This is a genomic window from Actinoplanes sp. NPDC051346 (genome assembly GCF_040682215.1).
Taxonomy (GTDB): domain Bacteria; phylum Actinomycetota; class Actinomycetes; order Mycobacteriales; family Micromonosporaceae; genus Actinoplanes.
The window spans coordinates 89,478-108,868 of the sequence record NZ_JBFBAJ010000019.1; the positions used below are offsets into that span (position 1 = coordinate 89,478).

17 protein-coding genes are annotated in these 19,391 nt (G+C 71.3%); 7 read left to right on the forward strand and 10 right to left on the reverse strand.

What is annotated here, in order from left to right; genetic code table 11:
- Positions 1-44: 44 nt before the first annotated feature.
- Entirely contained in the window at positions 45-1,082 is a 1,038-nt protein-coding gene (locus tag AB0M36_RS33770) for a LacI family DNA-binding transcriptional regulator (RefSeq protein ID WP_364166161.1), read from the reverse strand.
- 322 nt (positions 1,083-1,404) lie between these two features.
- On the opposite strand from AB0M36_RS33770, the gene ahcY reads away from it, so the two are divergent.
- The 4 genes from ahcY (at position 1,405) to AB0M36_RS33790 (ending at position 5,524) form a co-directional block, all read left to right on the forward strand.
- Positions 1,405-2,865 carry an adenosylhomocysteinase gene (gene ahcY, locus AB0M36_RS33775; RefSeq protein WP_364166163.1) on the forward strand — a complete coding sequence of 487 codons (1,461 nt, stop codon included), beginning with the start codon at positions 1,405-1,407 and terminating at the stop codon, positions 2,863-2,865.
- 227 nt (positions 2,866-3,092) lie between these two features.
- Entirely contained in the window at positions 3,093-3,233 is a 141-nt protein-coding gene (locus tag AB0M36_RS33780; RefSeq protein WP_364166165.1) for a hypothetical protein, read from the forward strand.
- Positions 3,234-3,384: 151 nt separating this feature from the next.
- Entirely contained in the window at positions 3,385-5,034 is a 1,650-nt protein-coding gene (locus AB0M36_RS33785) for a Na+/H+ antiporter (RefSeq protein WP_364166167.1), read from the forward strand.
- Positions 5,027-5,524, forward strand: coding sequence for a hypothetical protein (locus AB0M36_RS33790; protein ID WP_364166169.1), 498 nt, complete (start codon positions 5,027-5,029; stop codon positions 5,522-5,524). The genes AB0M36_RS33785 and AB0M36_RS33790 overlap by 8 nt, the downstream gene beginning before the upstream one ends.
- A gap of 40 nt (positions 5,525-5,564) precedes the next feature.
- Here AB0M36_RS33790 and AB0M36_RS33795 read toward each other — a convergent pair whose 3' ends face one another.
- The 9 genes from AB0M36_RS33795 to AB0M36_RS33835 all read right to left on the reverse strand — a co-directional run bounded on the left by AB0M36_RS33795 (position 5,565) and on the right by AB0M36_RS33835 (position 15,762).
- The gene (locus AB0M36_RS33795; protein ID WP_364166171.1) at positions 5,565-7,160 is read right to left on the reverse strand and encodes an ABC transporter permease; all 1,596 of its coding nucleotides are present in this window, start codon (positions 7,158-7,160) and stop codon (positions 5,565-5,567) included.
- Positions 7,157-8,053, reverse strand: coding sequence for an ABC transporter ATP-binding protein (locus AB0M36_RS33800; RefSeq protein WP_364166172.1), 897 nt, complete (start codon positions 8,051-8,053; stop codon positions 7,157-7,159). Before AB0M36_RS33800 ends, AB0M36_RS33795 begins: the two co-directional genes overlap by 4 nt.
- Positions 8,054-8,078: 25 nt before the next feature.
- Positions 8,079-8,414 carry an STAS domain-containing protein gene (locus AB0M36_RS33805; protein WP_364166174.1) on the reverse strand — a complete coding sequence of 112 codons (336 nt, stop codon included), beginning with the start codon at positions 8,412-8,414 and terminating at the stop codon, positions 8,079-8,081.
- 79 nt (positions 8,415-8,493) lie between these two features.
- A complete protein-coding gene (locus AB0M36_RS33810) occupies positions 8,494-9,066 on the reverse strand; it encodes an LUD domain-containing protein (protein WP_364166176.1) in 573 nt (190 codons plus the stop codon).
- Positions 9,063-10,481 (reverse strand): lactate utilization protein B, encoded by a 1,419-nt coding sequence (locus tag AB0M36_RS33815; protein WP_364166178.1) that lies wholly within the window; start codon positions 10,479-10,481, stop codon positions 9,063-9,065. Before AB0M36_RS33815 ends, AB0M36_RS33810 begins: the two co-directional genes overlap by 4 nt.
- Positions 10,478-11,212 carry a (Fe-S)-binding protein gene (locus tag AB0M36_RS33820; protein WP_364166180.1) on the reverse strand — a complete coding sequence of 245 codons (735 nt, stop codon included), beginning with the start codon at positions 11,210-11,212 and terminating at the stop codon, positions 10,478-10,480. Before AB0M36_RS33820 ends, AB0M36_RS33815 begins: the two co-directional genes overlap by 4 nt.
- Before the next feature lies 1 nt (position 11,213).
- Positions 11,214-12,620 (reverse strand): rhamnulokinase family protein, encoded by a 1,407-nt coding sequence (locus tag AB0M36_RS33825; RefSeq protein WP_364166181.1) that lies wholly within the window; start codon positions 12,618-12,620, stop codon positions 11,214-11,216.
- Positions 12,617-14,647: a bifunctional aldolase/short-chain dehydrogenase gene (locus AB0M36_RS33830; RefSeq protein ID WP_364166183.1), complete on the reverse strand. Its 2,031-nt coding sequence runs from the start codon at positions 14,645-14,647 to the stop codon at positions 12,617-12,619. The genes AB0M36_RS33825 and AB0M36_RS33830 overlap by 4 nt, the downstream gene beginning before the upstream one ends.
- A gap of 80 nt (positions 14,648-14,727) precedes the next feature.
- The gene (locus AB0M36_RS33835) at positions 14,728-15,762 is read right to left on the reverse strand and encodes a LacI family DNA-binding transcriptional regulator (protein ID WP_364166184.1); all 1,035 of its coding nucleotides are present in this window, start codon (positions 15,760-15,762) and stop codon (positions 14,728-14,730) included.
- A 141-nt stretch (positions 15,763-15,903) separates the two neighbouring features.
- Here AB0M36_RS33835 and AB0M36_RS33840 point away from each other — a divergent pair, with 141 nt between their 5' ends.
- The 3 genes from AB0M36_RS33840 to AB0M36_RS33850 are packed head-to-tail and all read left to right on the forward strand — an operon-like array spanning position 15,904 to position 19,380.
- Complete coding sequence (locus AB0M36_RS33840; protein WP_364166185.1) at positions 15,904-17,394, forward strand: sugar ABC transporter ATP-binding protein; 1,491 nt, start codon at positions 15,904-15,906, stop codon at positions 17,392-17,394.
- Entirely contained in the window at positions 17,391-18,407 is a 1,017-nt protein-coding gene (locus AB0M36_RS33845) for an ABC transporter permease (protein ID WP_364166187.1), read from the forward strand. Before AB0M36_RS33840 ends, AB0M36_RS33845 begins: the two co-directional genes overlap by 4 nt.
- Positions 18,400-19,380, forward strand: coding sequence for an ABC transporter permease (locus AB0M36_RS33850; protein WP_364166189.1), 981 nt, complete (start codon positions 18,400-18,402; stop codon positions 19,378-19,380). The genes AB0M36_RS33845 and AB0M36_RS33850 overlap by 8 nt, the downstream gene beginning before the upstream one ends.
- Positions 19,381-19,391 lie beyond the last annotated feature (11 nt).

Genomic DNA, 19,391 nt, shown 5'->3' on the forward strand with positions numbered 1-19,391 from the left:
ACGCGAAGCCGCCCGAAACACGACGCCTACCGGGAGGCGGACAGTCAGAGCTCCGCAGGCGGCGCGTTGTGCGGTGTGATCACCTGAATCGCCGAGGGGTTTGAGCGGATCGGGCCCGGCAGCGCTCCCTGCGCCTGCATGATCACCTGGCATGCTCGGCGCAGGTCCTGGCGCAGGTCGTGATGCAGCACCGCGGACAGGCGGCGTTCGCGGAGCAACGCGGTGTTCTCCCCGTCGAGGTCGTGGGCGACGAAGACGTCATATCTCCGCTTCTCCCGGTCGAACGCGTCGATCACGGCCGCGTTGCCGCCGGCGCCCGCGTACAGCGAGTAGACCGCCCGGACCGACGGGTTGTCGGCCAGCGTCTCCCGGGTTCCGATGTGGACGGCGTCCGCCCGGTCCTCCTCGTCGACCACTTCCAGCAGCCGCCGGCTGGCGGCGCGGGTCCGCATCTCGGCCCGAAAGCCCATCTCGCGCTCGTCCTCGCCGCGGAAGGACCCGTGGCCGCGAACCACGAGGACGTCACCGGCGCGTTCGGCCAGCCACTCCTGCACCAGGTAGGCGGCCGTGGCTCCGGCCGAACGGTTGTCGATGCCGACGTAGGCGGTCCGCGCGCTGGTGGGCAGGTCCGTCACCAGCGTCACCACCGGAATTCCCTGCTGGGACAGGCGTGCGACCGCCGCGACGATCTCCGGGACGTCCGGGGCTTTGAGGACGACCCCGTGCGATTTGGTACGGCCGATCTTCTCGAGCAACGCCACAAGCTCGCCCGCACCGGCGCTGTCGAGGAAGTGGAACCGGGATCTGATCACGGCCGGGCGCATCGCGGGCAGCTCGGCTTCCAGGGCAGCGCGTACGGCCGCGGAGAATCGGCCCGGTGCCTGCACGACGACGTCGACCATGAAGGTGCGTCCGCCGATGCGCAGCTGGGACTGTTGCCGGTCGAGGTCCTCGATCGCCTGTTCCACCTCGCGGACGGTGCTCGCCCGCACGCCGCCGCGCCGGTGCAGGACACGGTCCACAGTGGCGGGACTGAGGCCGGACTGGGCGGCGATCTCGCGGATGCGGTACGGGTGCTTCACCCGTACACAATGATGGTTTTTTGAGGTCTTTTCAAGGGACTTTGATGTTGTTTTCACCCCTCGGAGGGCTGCGGGGCCGACCGAGGCCCGGCCGGAAAGTGGGACAAGTCACAGCTCGAAAAGGCGCTGGATGACCAGCGGAAACGGCGTGCCGTGGGGGGAGAGATTCGGCGATCTTGGACAAGCACCGTTATGGTGGACGCGCGCCCGACGAGGCGCTGCCCCCTGCCGAGAGGCGCTGCGACGGACCTGCGGGTCCGCCACGCTCGGCCCGCGGGCCACTGTCGCAAGGGCGCCTCCTGAAGAGGGGGGTGCCCTACTCATGTCACCACGTCTCCAGAAGCTCAACGGCGTCGACTTCGCCGTGGCAGACCTGTCGCTGGCCGCCTTCGGCCGGCACCAGATGCGCCTCGCCGAGCACGAGATGCCCGGCCTCATGTCCATCCGCGAGGAGCACCGGGCGGCGCAGCCGCTGAAGGGCGCGCGGATCGCCGGCTCGCTGCACATGACCATCCAGACCGCCGTGCTCATCGAGACGCTGGTCGCGCTGGGTGCTCAGGTCCGCTGGGTCTCCTGCAACATCTTCTCGACCCAGGACGAGGCCGCCGCGGCGATCGTCGTCGGCCCCGAGGGCACGGTCGAGGCGCCGTCCGGCACCCCGGTGTTCGCCTGGAAGGGCGAGACGCTGGAGGAGTACTGGTGGTGCACCGAGCAGCTGTTCGACTTCGGTGACGGCCTCGGCCCGAACATGATCCTCGACGACGGTGGCGACGCCACCCTGCTCGTGCACAAGGGTGTGGAGTTCGAGGCGGCCGGCGCGGTGCCCGCGACCACCGAGGACGACAACCACGAGTACTCGATCATCCTCGACACGCTGCGCCGCAGCCTGTCGTCGGACAAGCAGCGGTTCACCAAGATCGCTGCCGAGATCCGCGGCGTCACCGAGGAGACCACCACCGGCGTGGCGCGCCTCTACAAGTTCGCCAAGACCGGCGACCTGCTCTTCCCGGCGATCAACGTCAACGACTCGGTCACCAAGAGCAAGTTCGACAACAAGTACGGCATCCGCCACTCGCTGGTCGACGGCCTCAACCGGGCCACCGACGTCATGCTCGGCGGCAAGCTGGCCGTGGTCTGCGGTTACGGCGACGTCGGCAAGGGCTCGGCCGAGACGCTGCGCGGCCAGGGCGCCCGGGTCATCGTGACCGAGGTCGACCCGATCTGCGCTCTGCAGGCGGCGATGGACGGCATGCAGGTCGCCCGGATCGAGGACGTCGTCTCCGAGGCCGACATCTTCATCACCACGACCGGCGGCACCGAGATCATCACGGTCGAGCACATGGCCGCGATGAAGCACAACGCCATCGTCGGCAACGTCGGCCACTTCGACGACGAGATCGACATGGCCGGCCTGGCCAAGGTCTCGGGCATCGAGAAGGTCGAGGTCAAGCCGCAGGTCCACGAGTGGCGCTTCCCGGACGGGCACGCGGTCATCGTGCTCTCCGAGGGTCGCCTGATGAACCTGGGCAACGCCACCGGCCACCCGAGCTTCGTGATGTCGAACTCCTTCACCAACCAGGTGATCGCGCAGATCGAGCTCTGGACCAAGCCGGGCGAGTACGACAAGCAGGTCTACGTGCTGCCGAAGCACCTGGACGAGAAGGTCGCCCGGCTGCACCTGGACGCGCTCGGCGTCCGGCTCACCGAGCTGACCAAGAAGCAGGCGGAGTACCTGGGCGTGCCGGTCGAGGGACCGTACAAGCCCGACCACTACCGCTACTGATCCACGGGTCCCGGGGCCGCGTCGCGCGGTCCCGGGAACCACCCCGGGTGGTCGCCAGACCAACCGACCATGCAACGACGAACCCTCCTCGGTGCCGGAGCGGCCGGTCTCGCATCGGCCTTTCCCGCACCCGTGAACGCGTCCGCGGAAGTACCCGTGAAAAGGGTCCAGATCGTCTTTTCGCGCCGGCGGGGATGCTGAGCGCGGGCGCGATCACGGTGACCTACGTGACCCGCGACCGGCCGGCCACCGTCACCGCCGCCTTCGGCACCAAAATCGTGGTCGAGCATGGCTGGTCGCCGGCTGACGCCGACATTCTCGTGGTCCCCGGCGGCGGCTTCCGCCGGAGGGAGAGCGCCGGCGTCTGAGCCGAACTCGCCGCTGGAGTGCTCCCCCGCGCGCTCGCCGAGGCGGGCCTGGGGGCGCGGAGCTGGCCGTACGGGTGGAGGAAGTGCTGGAGTACCAGGCCCGCGGGACGGTCTGGGAGCGCTGAGATCCGCCGTCCGGGAGACTGTCCGGGTGAGTGTGGAGACAAGCCTGCTGTTCATCCTGGCGAGCGTGGCGGTCATCGTCGCGGTTCGCTGGTTCGCCGACCGTACGGGGCTGCCCGCTGCCGCGTTGCTGACCCTTCTCGGCATCGTCTACGCCGTCCTTCCCGGACGGAACATCGGGCTCGATCCCCACCTCGTCCTGACCCTGGTGCTGCCGCCGCTGCTCTACAAGACCGCGCTCGACTCGTCCCTGATCGACATCCGGCGCAACCTGCGTACCGTCATCAGCCTGTCCGTGGTCCTGGTGCTGCTGACCGCCCTGCTCGTCGGCGTGGGCTTTCACTTCTTCGTGGCCGGTGCGACTCTGGCCGCCGGTGTCGCGCTCGGCGCGGCCGTCGCCCCGCCGGACCCGGTCGCGGCGCTCGCGGTCGGCAAGCGGGTCGGCCTGCCCCGCAACATCGTCACCCTGGTGCAGGGTGAGGGACTGCTCAACGACGCGACCGCCCTGACGCTGCTCAGCGTCGCCGTGTCCGCCGCGGTCAGCGACACGTTCTCCTTTCCATACGCGGTGGGCAAGTTCGTCATCTCCGCGTCCGGCGGCGTGGTGGCGGGCATGGTGGTCGCGTACGCGGTCCGGGCCGCCCGGCCGCTGCAGCACGACCCGCTGATCGCCAACGCCGTGTCGCTGGCGACGCCGTTCGTCGCGTACCTGCTGGCCGAGCGGGTGCACGTCTCGGGGGTGCTGGCGGTCGTGGTCGCCGGCCTGATCGTCGGTCACGACGCGCCCCGCATCGCGTCGGGCGCGAGCCGCCTGCAGGTCAGCGCGGTCTGGCGGCTGGTGGACTTCCTGCTCGAAGGCCTGGTGTTCCTGCTCATCGGCCAGCAGCTGCCGCGGGTGATCGACGGCCTCTCGGACTATTCGACGTCGACGATCGTCATCGCCGTGGCGGTCTCGGTCGGCGTGGTGCTGGTGGTGCGGCCGTTGTTCCTGATGCTGACGCAGGTGCTGCCCCGCTCGATGCACGCCCGCCTCGGCGGGGACCCCTCGGAGGCGGCGGTCAGCCGCCAGGAGCGCCGCCTCGACGGCCGGGAGATCACCGCACTGAGCTGGGCGGGCACCCGCGGGGTGATCACTCTCGCCGCGATCTTCACTATCCCGGCCACCTCGAATGGAAGGGCGTTCCCCGCGCTGGATTTGCTCCTGTTCTGCGCATTTGTGGTCGTGCTGGTGACGCTGGTCGGTCAGGGCCTCACCTTCGGGCCGCTGATGGGGAAGTTGGGCCTGAGGGCCAACGAGGCGGACAACGCCCGGCTGCGCAACGAGGCCCGCTCCGCTTCCGTCCAGGCCGCCCTCGACCGGCTGGACGAGGTCCAGCACCAGCGGCACGACGACGTGGAGGATCCGGCGATCGAAACCATGCGCGAGCAACTTGAATCTCGCCTGGAACGCTATCGCCGCCGCCTAGACCTGCTCGATCAGGCAGACTCGAACGAGGTGCCGGTTTCGCCCCAGTACGAGGCCGCCCTGTGGGTGCGTCGCTCGGTGATCGACGCCCAGCGCGAGGAGCTGTTGCGCTGGCGCGACGCCGGTCGGCTCTCCGACGACAGCATGCGGGTCCTGGAACGCGAACTCGACCACGAAGAACGCCTACTACCCGATCGGCCACGCAATGGATGAGTTGATCCGCCTTTTCCGCCAGTGTCACCGCTTCGAGGAGCTGCTCGCCGCCGGCTACGGCGACCTGAGCAGCGACCCCGAACGCGTGGTGCTCTACGGCAAACAGATCTTCATCGGCGCGCCCGGGGGCGGGTATCTCAACCTGGCCGTCGCCCAGCTTGGCCAGTGGATGAGCGTCAGCCACGCCGCCGAACCCTTCGTCCATCCCGAGATCGCCGAAGAAGACCAGTTGCGCGGCGTTTTGGTAGATATGACTGGTTTGTACCTCAGTTCCCGCCGGGCGCTGGAGTGCAAGATCGTCACGGTGTACCTGGACGACGAGTTCGCCGGCACCGGCCGGGTACGCGGCCTCGCCTTCAGCCTCGACGACGGCACCAGCCTGGTCGTCGACCCGGCCAACGTCGACGGCATCTCGCTCGGCGACGAGCGCGACCTGTGGCGCATCGCCGACGTGGGCGACGTCCGAGCCGTCGAGATCCCGGTGGGCTGACCCGGATCGCGCGGCACCGACGGCTAGAGCGGGACGCGCCCTACGTCGCGGGCACGTCGCGGCGGCGGGCGCCGGCCAGCCCGGCCCCCGCGAACGCCACCGCGACGGCGGTCAGGACCACGAACGGGGTCACCGACGGCTCGCCTCCGGGCAGATGCGGGAGATGGGTGAACGGCGAGAGGTCCATGACCCACTGACTGAGACCGAGGGTCGCACCGGTCAGCAGGAGCAGCAGGCAGCCGGCGACCGCACCCCACGCCGCCGCGGCGGCCCGGGGCACGACGCCGAACAGCAGCAGGGTCAGTCCGCCCAGCACTCCGACGGCGGGAAGCTGCGCCAGCATGCCGCCCAGGACGCGGGAGAACTGACCGGCGTCGTTCAGGGTCAGGCCCGCCATGACGCCGTACACCGCGCCGCCCACCGCCAGGGCGACGGCCGGACCGACCAGCGAGAAGAGCAGGTGACTGCCCACCCAGCGCAGGCGGCTGGCCCCGGCGACCAGGACAAGCTCGGCGTGCCCGGCGCTCTCCTCGTCGCGCAGGCGCAGGGTGGCCTGCACCGCGTACGCGGCCGCGATCAGTCCCATCAGGCCGGTCGTGCCGGCGAGAAAGCTGTCGGTCACGCCGGACGCTCCGCCCATCCGCTCGAAGATGCGGGCGAGGGCGGGATTGCCGGAGGTGAGGTCGGCGACGCTGCGTACGACACCGCCGAACACCAGGCCGAGGGCGACGAAGCCGGCGAGCCAGCCCGCCAGCAGGCCCCGGTGCAGCCGCCAGGCGAGCGCCACCGGGGTGCGCAGCGCGGGCGCCGCCGTGGCGGGACCCGGCCGGGGCGCCACCAGACCCGCGCCGACGTCGCGTCGGGCCGCCAGCGCGACCGCCGCCCCGATCAGCGCCGCCGTGACGACGACCGCCAGGGCTCCGGGCCACCAGCGGTTCCCGCCGTAGGGGAACATCTGCTGCACCCACCCGATCGGTGACAGCCAGGACAGCCAGGAGACCGGCCCATCGCCGGCGCCACTGACGTCCCCGGCGAGGCGCAGCAGGTACGCGCCTCCGAGCGCGGTGACGGCGATGGCCCGCGCTGTCCGCGCCCCGGCGGCGAGCTGCGCGGCGACGGCACCGACCGCGGCGAACACCCAGCCGGCGAGGGCGTACTCCGCCGCCAGCAGCACGGAGCCGGTGCCCGGCAGCCCCTGGGCGATCAGGGCCGGGGCGAGGATCAGCGCGAGGACGACGGCGGCGCCGAGGGTGACGATCAGGGCCGCCGCGAGCCCGGCGTGCCGACCGACCACGCCCGCGCCGATCAATTCCGTCCGCCCCGCCTCCTCGTCCGTACGCGTATGCCGGATGACGGTGAGCAGGCTGAACAGGGCGACCATCACGGGCAGGAAGCCGCCGCGCCAGGCGACCAGCTCGCCGAGCCCGCTGCCGTGCAACGGTCCGTAGAGCGCGACGAAGCCAGCGTTGCCGGCGCTGACCGTGGCGTACTGCAGGCGCTCCGCCTCGGTGGGAAAGAGCTCGCGGAAGGAGCCGACGTAACCGACCGGCACGAGGGCGAGCACCACCACCCACAACGACAGCAGCAGCCGGTCGCGCCGCAGGATCAGCCGGACCAGGCTCCCGGTGCCGGTCACCCGTCCGGGTCCTTCTGGTACTGACGCAGGAACAGCTCCTCCAGCGTCGGGGGGTGACTGGTCAGCGCGCGGACACCGACGTCGACGAGCCGGCGCAGCGCGGGCTCCAGCGCGTCGGTGTCCACATCGAAGCGGACCCGGCCATCGTCGACGCGCAGGCCGTGCACGCCGGGTAGCGCCGCGAGGCCGTCGACCGGGCCGGCGAGCTCGGCCTCGATGGTGGTGCGGGTGAGATGGCGCAGCTCGGCCAGGGTGCCGGACTCGACGGCGCGCCCCTGCCGGATGATGGTGACCCGGTCGCAGAGCGCCTCGACCTCGCCGAGGATGTGGCTGGAGAGCAGCACCGTCCGGTCGCCCCGCCGGTGCTCCTCGCGGATGACCCCCCGAAACGCCTCCTCCATGAGGGGGTCGAGACCGGAGGTGGGCTCGTCGAGGATGAGCAGCTCCACGTCGGAGGCGAGCGCGGCGATCAGCGCGACCTTCTGCCGGTTGCCCTTGGAGTAGGTGCGGCCCTTCTTCCGCGGATCGAGGTCGAAGCGTTCGAGCAGCTCGTCGCGGCGCCGGCGGTCGACGCCGCCACGCAGGCGCCCGAGCAGGTCGATGACCTCGCCGCCCGAGAGGGTGGGCCAGAGCGTGACGTCGCCGGGCACGTACGCCAGCCGCCGGTGCAACGCGGTCGCCTCGGACCACGGGTCGCCGCCGAGCAACCGCGCGGTGCCGCCGCCGGCGCGCATCAGCCCGAGCAGGATGCGGATGGTCGTGGTCTTCCCGGCACCGTTGGGGCCGAGGAATCCATGCACCTCGCCGGTGCGGACGTGCAGATCGAGGCCGTCGAGGGCGCGGGTGCGCCCGAAGTCCTTGGTGAGCCCGGTGACGCTGATCGCCTCGAGCATCGTGCTGACTCCTGCGGGGGTGGGGTCAACGGCAGAAGAGCTGGTCCACACCGGTCATTTCCAGCACCCGGCGGATCCTCGGCGGGACGTCGACCACGATCAGGTCGCATCCCGGCCTGCGGTGTTGGACGAGCGTGTTGATGCCGGACGAGTCCATGAAGGTGACATCGGACAGATCCACCTCGACCAGCCGACGCCCGGGCACGGCGGCGGCGAGGGCGTCCGCGAGTCTGGGCGCGGTGAACTGGTCGATCTCTCCGGCGCAGCGAATATGGGCGTGTTCGCGCGTCTCTCCCGTCACGGTGACGGTCAGCGAGGACTGCGGCGCGACGAACGGATCGCTGGTCAGGCGGTCGATCATCGTGGCCTCCCGGTGCGGGGTCGACTGACAGCCTAGTCGCTGTCGAGTCATGGTCACATCAGAAGAACCCCATGACACCTCAACAAAACGCCGTGAGTACGACGTGCAAATTGCGCGGTCCGTGGACGCCTTCGACCCGGTTGAGCTCGATGTCACTGGTGGCCGAGGGGCCGCTGATCCAGGTGAGGGGCCGCCGCGGGTCGAGGCGGGCGAGGGCGTCGGGCACCGCCGCGACGACCTGGTCCGGGCGTACGACGCAGATGTGCAGATCGGGCAGGAGCGAGAGGGCCCGGCGGCCCTGGCCCGCCGAGCCGTCGAGCACGATGGTGCCGGTCTCGGCCACCGCGACGGCCGCGGCCGTGAGGACCGCGTCGGCATCGTGCTCGTCGCGCACCACCCGCGTACCGGCGGGCAACCACGAGGGGTCGATCCCGGGCGGGACCACGATGCGCCCCGGATCGAGCGAGGCCACGACGGCTGCCACATCGTTGCCGCGGTGCACCACTGCCTTGTAGTCGGTCAGCCGGTCGATCAGGAGGTCGAGGTCGGCCTCGGCGCTTCCCGCCGGCCGGTAGCCGCGCGGCACCTCCGGCACCGGGGTGTCGCCCAGCGCCACCCGGATCCGGCCGAGGATGAGGTCACGGCTGCTCATCGTCGCGCCCACCAGTCGCGGAACGTCTCCGGCGGCGGCTCGGGCAGGTCGCGGCTCGCGGTCCAGCCGCTCAGCGGCGGCGGCAATCGGGTGAGGCGCCCGCTCAGCTTGGCCGCCCGCTGCGCGCGGGCATAGAGCGCGGGACGGTCCATCGTGTACGCCGCCGCGGCCATGGCAGCCCGTTCGGCCCGCGGATGCGGTGCCTGGTTCCGCAGATGCACCAGGATCGACGGGATGTCGATTTGCACCGGGCAGGCGTCGAAGCAGGCGCCGCAGAGCGTGGAGGCGTACGGCAGCGAGGCATTGTCCGCCACGCCGGTCAGCTGCGGGGACAACACGGCGCCGATGGGTCCCGGATACACCGAGCCGTACGCGTGCCCGCCGGTCCGCTCGTAGACCGGGCAGACGTTGAGGCAGGCGGAACAGCGGATGCAGTGCAGCGCCTGCCGTCCCACCTCGTCGGCGAGCACCGCGGTGCGCCCGTTGTCCAACAGCACCAGGTGGAAACTCTGTGGGCCGTCGCCGGGCGTGACCCCGGTCCACATCGACGTGTACGGGTTCATCCGCTCGCCGGTCGACGCCCGCGGCAGCAGTTGCAGGAACACCTCCAGGTCACGCCAGGTAGGCACCACCTTCTCGATGCCCATCACGGTGATCAGCGTCTCCGGCAGGGTCAGGCACATCCGGCCGTTGCCCTCGGACTCGAGCACCACCAGCGTGCCGGTCTCGGCGACCGCGAAGTTGGCGCCGGAGACGGCCACGGGCGTACTCAGGAACGTCTCGCGCAGATAGCGGCGGGCCGCCGCGGCCAACGTCGCCGGATCATCGGTCAGCTCCGGGTCGACGCCCGGCATCTCTCTCAGAAAGATCTCGCGGATCTCCGCACGGTTGCGGTGGATCGCCGGCACCAGGATGTGGCTCGGCCGGTCGTGTCCGAGCTGGACGATCAGCTCGGCGAGGTCGGTCTCGACCGGCGCGATCCCGGCGGCCTCGAGAGCCTCGTTGAGGCCGATCTCCTGGGTCGCCATCGACTTGACCTTGATGACGCGGTCGTGCCCGGTGGCCTGGACGAGGTCCGTGACGATCCGGTTCGCCTCGTTCGCGTCCGCGGCCCAGTGCACCACGCCGCCCGCCGCCGTCACCCTCTCCTCGAGACGCTCCAGCAGCTCGGGCAGGCGGGCCATGGTCGCCGCCTTCAGCGCGGAACCGGCCGCCCGCAGCTCCTGCCAGTCCGGCAGCTCGGCGATAACGGCGCCGGACCTGCGGCGGATGGTGGCGGTGGCATGCCCCAGATTGCGGCGCAGTTGGTCGTCGCCCAGCGCCTTACGCGCCGCGGCCGGGAACGCTTCGTCACCCCGCAGCTGGCCCACTCCCCGCGGGGCGGTCGCCGGCATGCCCAGGAACGTACGGCTCATGCTGCCTCCGTCGACGCGAGGATTTCCGCGAGATGGACCGTTCGGACGTCCGCGCCCAGCCGCGACAGCCCGCCGCCGATGTGCATGAGGCACGACGAGTCGCCGGCCGTGCACACCTGGGCGCCGGTGTCGAGCACGTGGCGCATCTTGTCGGCGAGCATCGCGGTGGACGTGTCCGCGTTCTTGACCGCGAAGGTGCCGCCGAAGCCGCAGCACTCCTCGGCGGCGGGCAGGTCGACGAGTTCGAGGCCACGGACGTGGCGCAGCAGCCGCAGCGGCTTGTCGCCGACGCGCAGCAGCCGCAGCGAGTGACACGTCGGGTGGTAGGTGACCCGGTGCGGATACCACGCACCGACGTCCTCGACCCCGAGCACGTCCACCAGCAGTTCGGAGAGCTCGTACGTGCGCGTCGCCACGTCCTGTGCCCGGGCCGCCAGCGATGGCTCCCCCGCCGCCCGGGCGACGTTCGCGTGCTGGTGGCGTACCGATCCCACACAGGATCCCGACGGCGCGACCACCGCCTCGTACGGCGCGAAGGTGCGCACGTGTCGGCGTATCAGCGCGAGCGCGTCCTTCTGATAGCCGGTGTTGATGTGCATCTGAGCGCAGCAGGTCTGCCCGGGCGGGAAGACCACCTCGTGCCCGAGCCGTTCCAGCACCTGGACGGTGGCCTTGGCGGCAGCGGGAAAGAGGGTGTCGGCCAGGCAGGTCACGAACAGGGCGATCCGCACGTCAGCCTCCCACCTCTCGCTCGACCGAGCGCCACGCGGTCTCGTCGCCGCGCGGCTCGTAGCGCACGATCCGCTGAGTCTCGCGCAGCAGAGCCCGCAGCGCCCAGAGGTCGCCGCCGACCGCGCCGGCCGCGCGGGCCTGCACGAGCACGTTGCCCAACGCGGTCGCCTCCACCGGGCCGGCCACGACGGGTAGTCCGCACGCGTCCGCGGTGAGCTGGCACAGCAGCTCGTTGCGGGCACCTCCGCCGACGATGTGCACCGCGTCGATGTGCCGGCCGGACAGCTCCTGCGCCTGGCGCACCGCGCGCCGGTGCGCGAGCGCCAGGCTGTCCATGATGCACCGAACGAGCTCGGGCCGGTCGAGGTGGCGCCCGACTTGCCGGCGGATGCGGCGCGCCATGCTCCCCGGTGGCAGAAACGCCGGATCGTCGAGGTCGACCACCGCCCCGAACGCCGGTGCGGCGGCCGCCGCGCGCAACAGCGCCGGGAGGTCGGGGTGGTCCCATTCCCGAAGGCACTCCTGCAGTGGCCAGAGTCCCATCACGTTGCGCAGGTATCGAACGGTGTTGTCGACCCCGCCCTCGTTGGTGAAGTTCGCCAGGCGCGACGCCTCGGTCAGCACGGGGGCGTCCAACTCGACGCCGACCAGCGACCACGTGCCGCACGAGATGTACGCGAAATGCTCCGACCCCGCCGGCACCCCCACCACCGCCGACGCCGTGTCGTGCGAGCCGACGGCGATGACCTCCGTCTCCCCGATCCCCACCGAGGGCAGCACCCGGCCGATCACCTCGCCGGGGCGGCGCAGGGCGGGAAAGAGCTCGGAACGGATGCCCAGCCCGTCCATCAATGCTGTCGCCCATGCTCGGTCGCGCACGTCCAGAAGCTGGGTGGTGGAGGCGTTGGTGACCTCGGCGCCCAGCTCGCCGGTGAGCCAGTACGCGATCAGGTCGGGGATCAGCAGCAGGTGCCGCGCGGCCTCGAGCTGGGGCGTGCCCGCGGCCGCGACGAGCTGGTAGATCGTGTTGAACGGCAGCTTCTGCAGGCCGGTCCGCGCGTACAGGTCGGGCTCGGGGATCGTCGCGGCGACCTTGGTCGCGACCCCGTCGGTGCGGGCGTCGCGGTAGTGCACCGGGTTGCCGAGCAGCGCGCCGGTCGCGTCCAGCAGGCCGTAGTCCACGGCCCACGAGTCGATGCCGATGCCGTCCACCGGTCCCGCCTCGCGCAGGCCGTGGAGCACTCCCCGGTAGAGCGCGAGGATGTCCCAGTGCAGGGTGTCGCCGAGGCGTACCGGCTCGTTGGGAAACCGGTGCACTGCGGTCAGCTCCAGCGATCCGGGGCCGACGCGGCCGGCCATCACCCGCCCGCTGGAGGCGCCGAGGTCGACCGCCGCGAAGGTCCTCACCGCAGGAACGCGGCCGCGACGCCCGCGTCCACGGGGATGTGCAGACCCGTGGTGTGCGACAGCTCGCCGCCGGTCAGCACGAAGACGGCGTTCGCCACATGTTCCGGCAGCACCTCGCGCTTGAGCAGCGTGCGCTGGGCGTAGAACTCGCCGAGTCGCTCCTGGTGGACGCCGTAGACGGCCGCCCGTTGGGCGCCCCAGCCGCCGGCGAAGATGCCGGAGCCGCGGACCACCCCGTCGGGGTTGATGCCGTTGACCCGCACGCCGTGCTCGCCGAGCTCGGCGGCGAGGAGCCGGACCTGGTGCGCCTGATCGGCCTTGGCGGCGCCGTAGGCGACGTTGTTCGGACCGGCGAACAGCGAGTTCTTGCTGGAGATGTAGACGATGTCGCCGCCCATTCCCTGGGCGATCATGACCCGCGCGGCGGCCCGCGACACCAGGAAGGACCCCTTCGCCATCACGTCGTGTTGAAGGTCCCAGTCGGCCTCGGTGGTCTCCAGCAGCGACTTCGAGATGGACAGACCGGCGTTGTTGACCACCAGGTCCACGCCGCCGAACGCCAGCACGGCCCGTCGCACGGCGCCGGCGACGTCGGCCTCGGAGGTGACGTCGGACTCGACGGCCACGGCGACGTCGGCGCTCCCGAGCTCGCCGGCCACCTGGGCCGCCGCCGAGGCGTCGCGGTCGGCGACCACCACGCAGGCTCCCTCGGCGGCGAGCCGCTGGGCGACGGCCCGCCCGATGCCCGAACCGCCGCCGGTCACGAGGGCGATCCGGGAGGCCAGCGGCTTGGGCTCAGGCATGCGGCGCAGCTTCGCCTCCTCGAGCGCCCAATACTCGATGCGGAACTTCTCCGACTCGTCGATCGGCACATAGGCGGACACGGACTCGGCGCCGCTCATCACGTTGATCGCGTTGACATAGAACTCGCCGGCCACCCGGGCGGTCTGCTTGCCGGCGCCGAAGCTGAACATCCCCACGCCCGGGACCAGCACGATCGCCGGATCGGCGCCCCGCATGGCCGGGCTCTCCCGGTCCGCGTGCCGCTCGTAATACGCCCGGTAGTCGTCCCGGTAGGCCGCATGCAACTCTTTGAGCCGCGCCTCGACCTCCGCCAACGGCGCGTCGGGCGCGGTGTCCAAGACCAGAGGCTTCACTTTGGTACGCAGGAAGTGGTCGGGACACGACGTGCCGAGCGCCGCCAACTCGGGCATCCGCTCGCGCCCGACGAAGTCGAGCACCACCCCGGCATCGGTGTAGTGCCCGACCTGCGGCCGGTCCGTGGAGGCGAGCCCGCGCACGATCGGGAAGAGCTCCGCCGCCCGCTGATGCCGCGCCGCCTCCTCCAGCGGCCGGTGCACCAACGCCCCGAACGGCTCCGGGCGGCCGTGCTCGGCCAGGTACGCCGTGGCCGCCTGGATGATCTCCAGCGAGCGGGACTCGCACTCGTCGCTCGTGGCGCCCCACGCGGTGATGCCGTGCCCGCCCAGGATGACGCCGATAGCCTGCGGATTCGCCCGCTGCACGGCGGCGATGTCGAGGCCGAGCCGGAAGCCGGGGCGGCGCCACGGGATCCAGAGCACCCGGTCGCCGAAGATCTCCTTGGTCAGTGCCGGGCCGTCGGCGGCCGCGGCGAGGGCGATGCCCGCGTCCGGGTGCAGGTGGTCGACGTGCGCGGCCTCGACCAGGCCGTGCATGGCCGTGTCGATCGAGGGCGCGGCGCCGCCCCGGCCGTGCAGGCAGTAGTCGAAGGCGGCGACCATCTCGTCCTCGCGATCGACGCCGGGATAGACGGTGGCGAGGGCGCGCAGGCGGTCGAGGCGGAGCACGGCGAGGCCGGACTCGGTGAGGGTGCCGAGGTCGCCGCCGGAGCCCTTCACCCAGAGCAACTCGGTGGGCGCGCCGGTGACCGGATCCGTCGCGGCGCCCTTGGCCGAGGTGTTGCCGCCCGCGTAGTTGGTGGTGCGCGGGTCCGCGCCGAGCCGGTTGCTGCGGGCCAGGAGGTCGCTGACCGCGGGGTGGGACATGCTCGTCCTCCGCTTCATGAAACGTTTCATCGTTGCCGAAAGAGTAAGGGGCCGACAGACGGCGGTCAATCCGGAACTCGTCAGTAGGCGCGGTGGCGCGGAACCGTTGACGCCCGAGCCACCAGCTCGGGCACGAACGAGAGCTGTCGGTGCTCGTGCCGCGGGTTCGTCGCCTCGTCGAGCACGAGCTGCGCGGCGGCCCGGCCCAACTCCTGCCGCGGCTGCCGCACCGAGGTCAGCGGCACCGCGGCCGCCGCCGCGAAGTCGATGTCGTCGAACCCGACGATGGCCAGGTCCTCCGGGATCCGCAGTCCGGCGCCGATGCTCTGTTGCAGCAGGCCGAGCGCGAGCAGGTCGTTGGCGCAGAACGCGGCCGTGGGCCGGCGCCGCGCCGGGATGCCCGCGAGGCGCTCGCCGGCCGATCGCCCCTCCGCGACCGACAGCGCGGCGGTGGGCAGATGGGTCAGGCCCTCGGGAGGCAGGCCCAGCTCCGCCCAGATCTGCCGGGCTCCCTCGAGGCGCTCGCGCACCTGACCGATGGCCTCCGGGCCACCCACCACCGCGACCCGGGTGTGCCCCTGCTCGGCCAGATGCTCGACGGCGATCCGGCCGCCGAGCACGTCGTCGACCGCGACCGAACAGAACGCGCCGCCCGCGCCGACCCGGTCCACGATGACGATCGGGATGCCGCGCCGGCCGATCTCCGCCAGATGCGGGGCCTCCGGGTCGACCGGGGTGATCAGCACGCCCTGGACCCGCTGTTGCACGAGCCGGTCGAGGTGCACCTCCTCCCGGTCGGCACGGCTGTTGCTGTTGCAGATGAACAGCGACAGGTCCGCGTCCTCGGCGGCGAGCTCGATGCCCTGCGCGACGTCGTGGAAGAACGGGTTGCTCCCGTCGAGCATGACGTAGGCGAGGCTGCGGCTCGTCCCGGCGCGCAGCTGGCGCGCGGACTCGTTGCGCACGAACCCGAGCTCGGCCATCGCCCGCTCGACCCGCTCGCGGGTCGCGGGGCTCACGACCTCGGGGCGGTTCATCACGTTCGAGACGGTGCCGAGCGAGACGCCGGCCGACGCGGCGACGTCCTTGACGGACGGGGCTTTGCCGTTGGCCACGCTCTCCCCCTTTGAAACGTTGAAGCGACATCGTACGACAACCGGTTCACCTATGTGCCATCGAAGCCTTGACACGTGTGATTGAAGCCACCTACTTTCGTTCCCACGGCGTCTGAAACATTTCAAGCTGCGGAGGTGGCCATGGGCGCAGTGCTCGAAGTGCGCGACGTGACCAAGTCGTTCGGCGCCGTCGCGGCGGTGCAGGGGGTCAGCTTCCCGCTGTACGCCGGCGAGGCACACGCCCTGGTCGGTGAGAACGGCGCCGGCAAGTCCACAATCGTCAAGATGCTCGCCGGGGTGCACCGCCCCGACACGGGCACGCTCGTGGTCGACGACGCCCGCATCGAGTTCGGCGGCCCGGCCGACGCCAAGGCGGCGGGCATCGCCGTCATCTACCAGGAGCCCACCCTCTTCCCCGACCTGTCGGTCGCGGAGAACATCGCGATGGGCAACCACCCGCTGAGCCGGCTGCGGCAGATCGATCGCCGGGCGATGCACGCCAACGCCGCCCGGCTGTTCACCCGCCTCGGCGTCCACATAGACCCCGCCCGCCCGGCGCGCGGTCTCTCCATCGCCGACCAGCAGCTCGTCGAGATCGCCAAGGCGCTGTCCGGCGAGGCGCGCATCCTGATCATGGACGAGCCCACGGCCGCACTCAGCGGCGTCGAGGTGGACCGGCTCTTCGCGGTCACCCGGACACTGCGCGACGAGGGCGCGGCCATCATGTTCATCTCGCACCGGTTCGAGGAGATCACCGCGCTCTGCCAGCGGGTGACCATCATGCGCGACGGCCGGCACGTCTGCACCGAGCCGGTCGCCGAGCTCAGCGTCGACGACATGATCCGGCGCATGGTCGGCCGCGATCTGAGCACGCTCTATCCGAAGCAGGAAGCCACCATCGGCGAGACCGTCCTGGAGGTCGAGGGGCTGAGCCGGGAAGGCGTCTTCCGCGACGTCAGCTTCACCGTCAGGGCCGGGGAGATCGTCGCGCTCGCCGGGCTCGTCGGCGCCGGCCGCTCCGAGGTGATGCAGGCGGTCTTCGGCGTGGACCGCTACGACCGGGGCACCGTCCGCTTCCTCGGACGCCGGCTCAAGCCGGGCTCCCCGCGCGCGTCCATGGCGGCCGGGATGGGACTGGTCCCCGAGGACCGGCGCCAACAGGGCCTGATCATGGAGCTCTCGATCGCGCGCAACGTCACCCTGCCCCGCTCCCGAGCGCTGGCGAAGCTGGGGCTCCTCCTCGGCGGCACCGAGCGGCGGGAAGCGGAGAACTGGACGCGGCAGCTCCAGACCAGGTTCGGCCGGCTCTCCGACCCGGTCGGCACCCTCTCCGGCGGCAACCAGCAGAAGGTCGTGCTCGCCAAGTGGCTGGCGACCGGCCCGAAGCTGCTCATCGTGGACGAGCCCACCCGCGGCATCGACGTCGGCACCAAGGCCGAGGTCCACCGGCTGCTGTCCACGCTGGCGGCCCGCGGGCTCGCCGTCGTCATGGTCTCCTCCGAGCTGCCCGAGGTGCTCGGCATGGCAGACCGCGTCATCGTCCTGCGCGAGGGTCACGTCACCGCGCGGCTCACCCGCGAAGAGGCCACCGAGGAGACCGTCATGTACGCCGCAATGGGACAGCCGACATGATGGCGGCCATCGCCACCGCCGGGCCGCCCAAGCGCGCCGCCGCCGTGGTGCGGACCCGCGAGCTGGGCATCATCCTCGCCCTGGCCGCTCTCGTCGTCCTCACCACCGTCACCAATCCGCGCTTCCTGTCCGGCCAGAGCATCCGCGACATCCTGCTCAACTCCGCGATCCTGGCCGTGATGGCCGCCGGGCAGGCGGTCGTGGTCATCACCCGCAACATCGACCTCTCCGTCGGGTCGGTCCTCGGGCTCAGCGCCTTCACCGTCGCGACGATGATGAGCGCCAACCCGAACCTGCCGATGGTCGTCGCGCTCCTCGCGGGGATCGGTGTGGGCGCGGTCGCCGGCGTCCTCAACGGCGTCCTGGTCCGCTTCGGCGGCGTGCCGGCCCTGGTGGTCACGCTCGGCACGCTCTACATGTACCGCGGCATCACGTACTCGTGGGCCGGCGGCCAGCAGGTCAACGCCGACGAGCTGCCCCGGCACTTCCTGCGGTTCGCGGGCGACTCGCTCCTGGGCGTTCCCTGGCTGGTGCTGATCGCACTCGTCGTCGTCGGCGGAGTCTCACTGATCATGCGCAACTACCGCGTCGGCCGCGAGCTGTACGCGATGGGCTCCAGCCCGCCGGCCGCGGAGCTCGCCGGCATCCGGGTGGCCCGCAACCTGCTCGGCGCCTTCACCGTCAGCGGCGCCCTGGCCGGCCTCGCCGGCGTGCTGTTCGCGGCCCGCTTCGGCACCGTGGACGCGGCGGCCGGCACCGGCTACGAGCTGAACGTCGTGGCCGCGGTCGTGGTCGGCGGCGTGGCCGTCTTCGGCGGCAGCGGCACGGTCTGGGGCGCGGGCCTCGGCGCCCTGCTGCTGACGGTCATCGGCAGCGCCCTCGCCGTCCTCGACATCAACCAGTTCTGGCAGCAGGCCATCGTCGGCGCGCTGATCATCCTGGCCATCTGCGCCGACCGCCTGGTCGCGGTCCGCATCGCCCGTTCCCTGAGGAAGAGGGACAGCCATGTTTAAGAGGCTTGCGAGCTGGGACAGCATCATCGTCCTGCTCACCGTGGCGGTGCTCGTCATCTCCTCGCTGGTGGTGCCCAACTTCGGCACCAGCCGCAACTTCACCTTCCTCGTCCTCGACCTGATGCCGATCGTGCTGGTCGCACTGACCATGACGTTCGTCGTCGTGACCGGCGAGATCGACCTCTCGGTAGCGAGCACCCTGGGCCTCACCAGCTCGTTGATGGGCTGGCTCTGGAACAACGGCCTGTCCATCGAGACGATCATCCCGCTGTGCCTGGTCGCCGGCGCGATCCTGGGCGCCTTCAACGGCTTCCTGGTGACCGGCCTGGGCCTGCCCTCGCTGGCGGTCACCATCGGCACGCTCGCCCTCTATCGCGGCCTCGCCTTCGTCGTGCTCGGCGACGGCGCGGTGGCGGACTTCCCGTGGAACTACACCGGCTGGGTCACCGGCACGATCGGCGGCGGCGCCGTACCGAATGTGCTGATCCTGATCCTCGCCCTGGCCGTCATCGCCGGGGTCATCCTGCACGCGACGCCGTTCGGCCGATCGCTCTACGCGATCGGCGCGAACGCTCAGGCCGCCCACTTCTCCGGCATCCGGGTCGCCCGCACCAAATTCTGGCTGTACGTCGCCAGCGGCACGATCGCCGGCCTGGTCGGCGTGCTGTGGACGCTGCGCTACTCCAGCGCCCGCGCGGACAACGGCGCCGGTCTCGATCTCGCCGTGGTCGCCGCGGTGCTGCTCGGCGGCGTCTCGATCTTCGGCGGCAAGGGCACCCTGCCCGGCGTCCTCGCCGGCGTGGTGCTGCTCGCCGCCCTCCAGAACGCCCTGCGGCTCCAGGACGTGTCGGGACAGGCCCTCAACATCGTCACCGGCGCGCTGCTCGTGCTCTCGGTGCTTCTCCCCAACCTCGCCTCATCGATCCGCTCCACCTGGCACCGGCGGAAGCTCCGCCAGGCCGCCGCTCACTGAATCCCCCCTCG

Coding starts and splice junctions, on each gene's coding strand:
- ahcY (WP_364166163.1), top strand. CDS start 1,405: ATGTCACCACGTCTCCAGAAGCTCAACGGCGTCGACTTCGCCGTGGCA.
- AB0M36_RS33845 (WP_364166187.1), top strand. CDS start 17,391: ATGATGGCGGCCATCGCCACCGCCGGGCCGCCCAAGCGCGCCGCCGCC.
- AB0M36_RS33805 (WP_364166174.1), bottom strand. CDS start 8,414: ATGATCGACCGCCTGACCAGCGATCCGTTCGTCGCGCCGCAGTCCTCG.
- AB0M36_RS33840 (WP_364166185.1), top strand. CDS start 15,904: ATGGGCGCAGTGCTCGAAGTGCGCGACGTGACCAAGTCGTTCGGCGCC.
- AB0M36_RS33800 (WP_364166172.1), bottom strand. CDS start 8,053: ATGCTCGAGGCGATCAGCGTCACCGGGCTCACCAAGGACTTCGGGCGC.
- AB0M36_RS33790 (WP_364166169.1), top strand. CDS start 5,027: ATGGATGAGTTGATCCGCCTTTTCCGCCAGTGTCACCGCTTCGAGGAG.
- AB0M36_RS33815 (WP_364166178.1), bottom strand. CDS start 10,481: ATGAGCCGTACGTTCCTGGGCATGCCGGCGACCGCCCCGCGGGGAGTG.
- AB0M36_RS33850 (WP_364166189.1), top strand. CDS start 18,400: ATGTTTAAGAGGCTTGCGAGCTGGGACAGCATCATCGTCCTGCTCACC.
- AB0M36_RS33810 (WP_364166176.1), bottom strand. CDS start 9,066: ATGAGCAGCCGTGACCTCATCCTCGGCCGGATCCGGGTGGCGCTGGGC.
- AB0M36_RS33830 (WP_364166183.1), bottom strand. CDS start 14,647: ATGTCCCACCCCGCGGTCAGCGACCTCCTGGCCCGCAGCAACCGGCTC.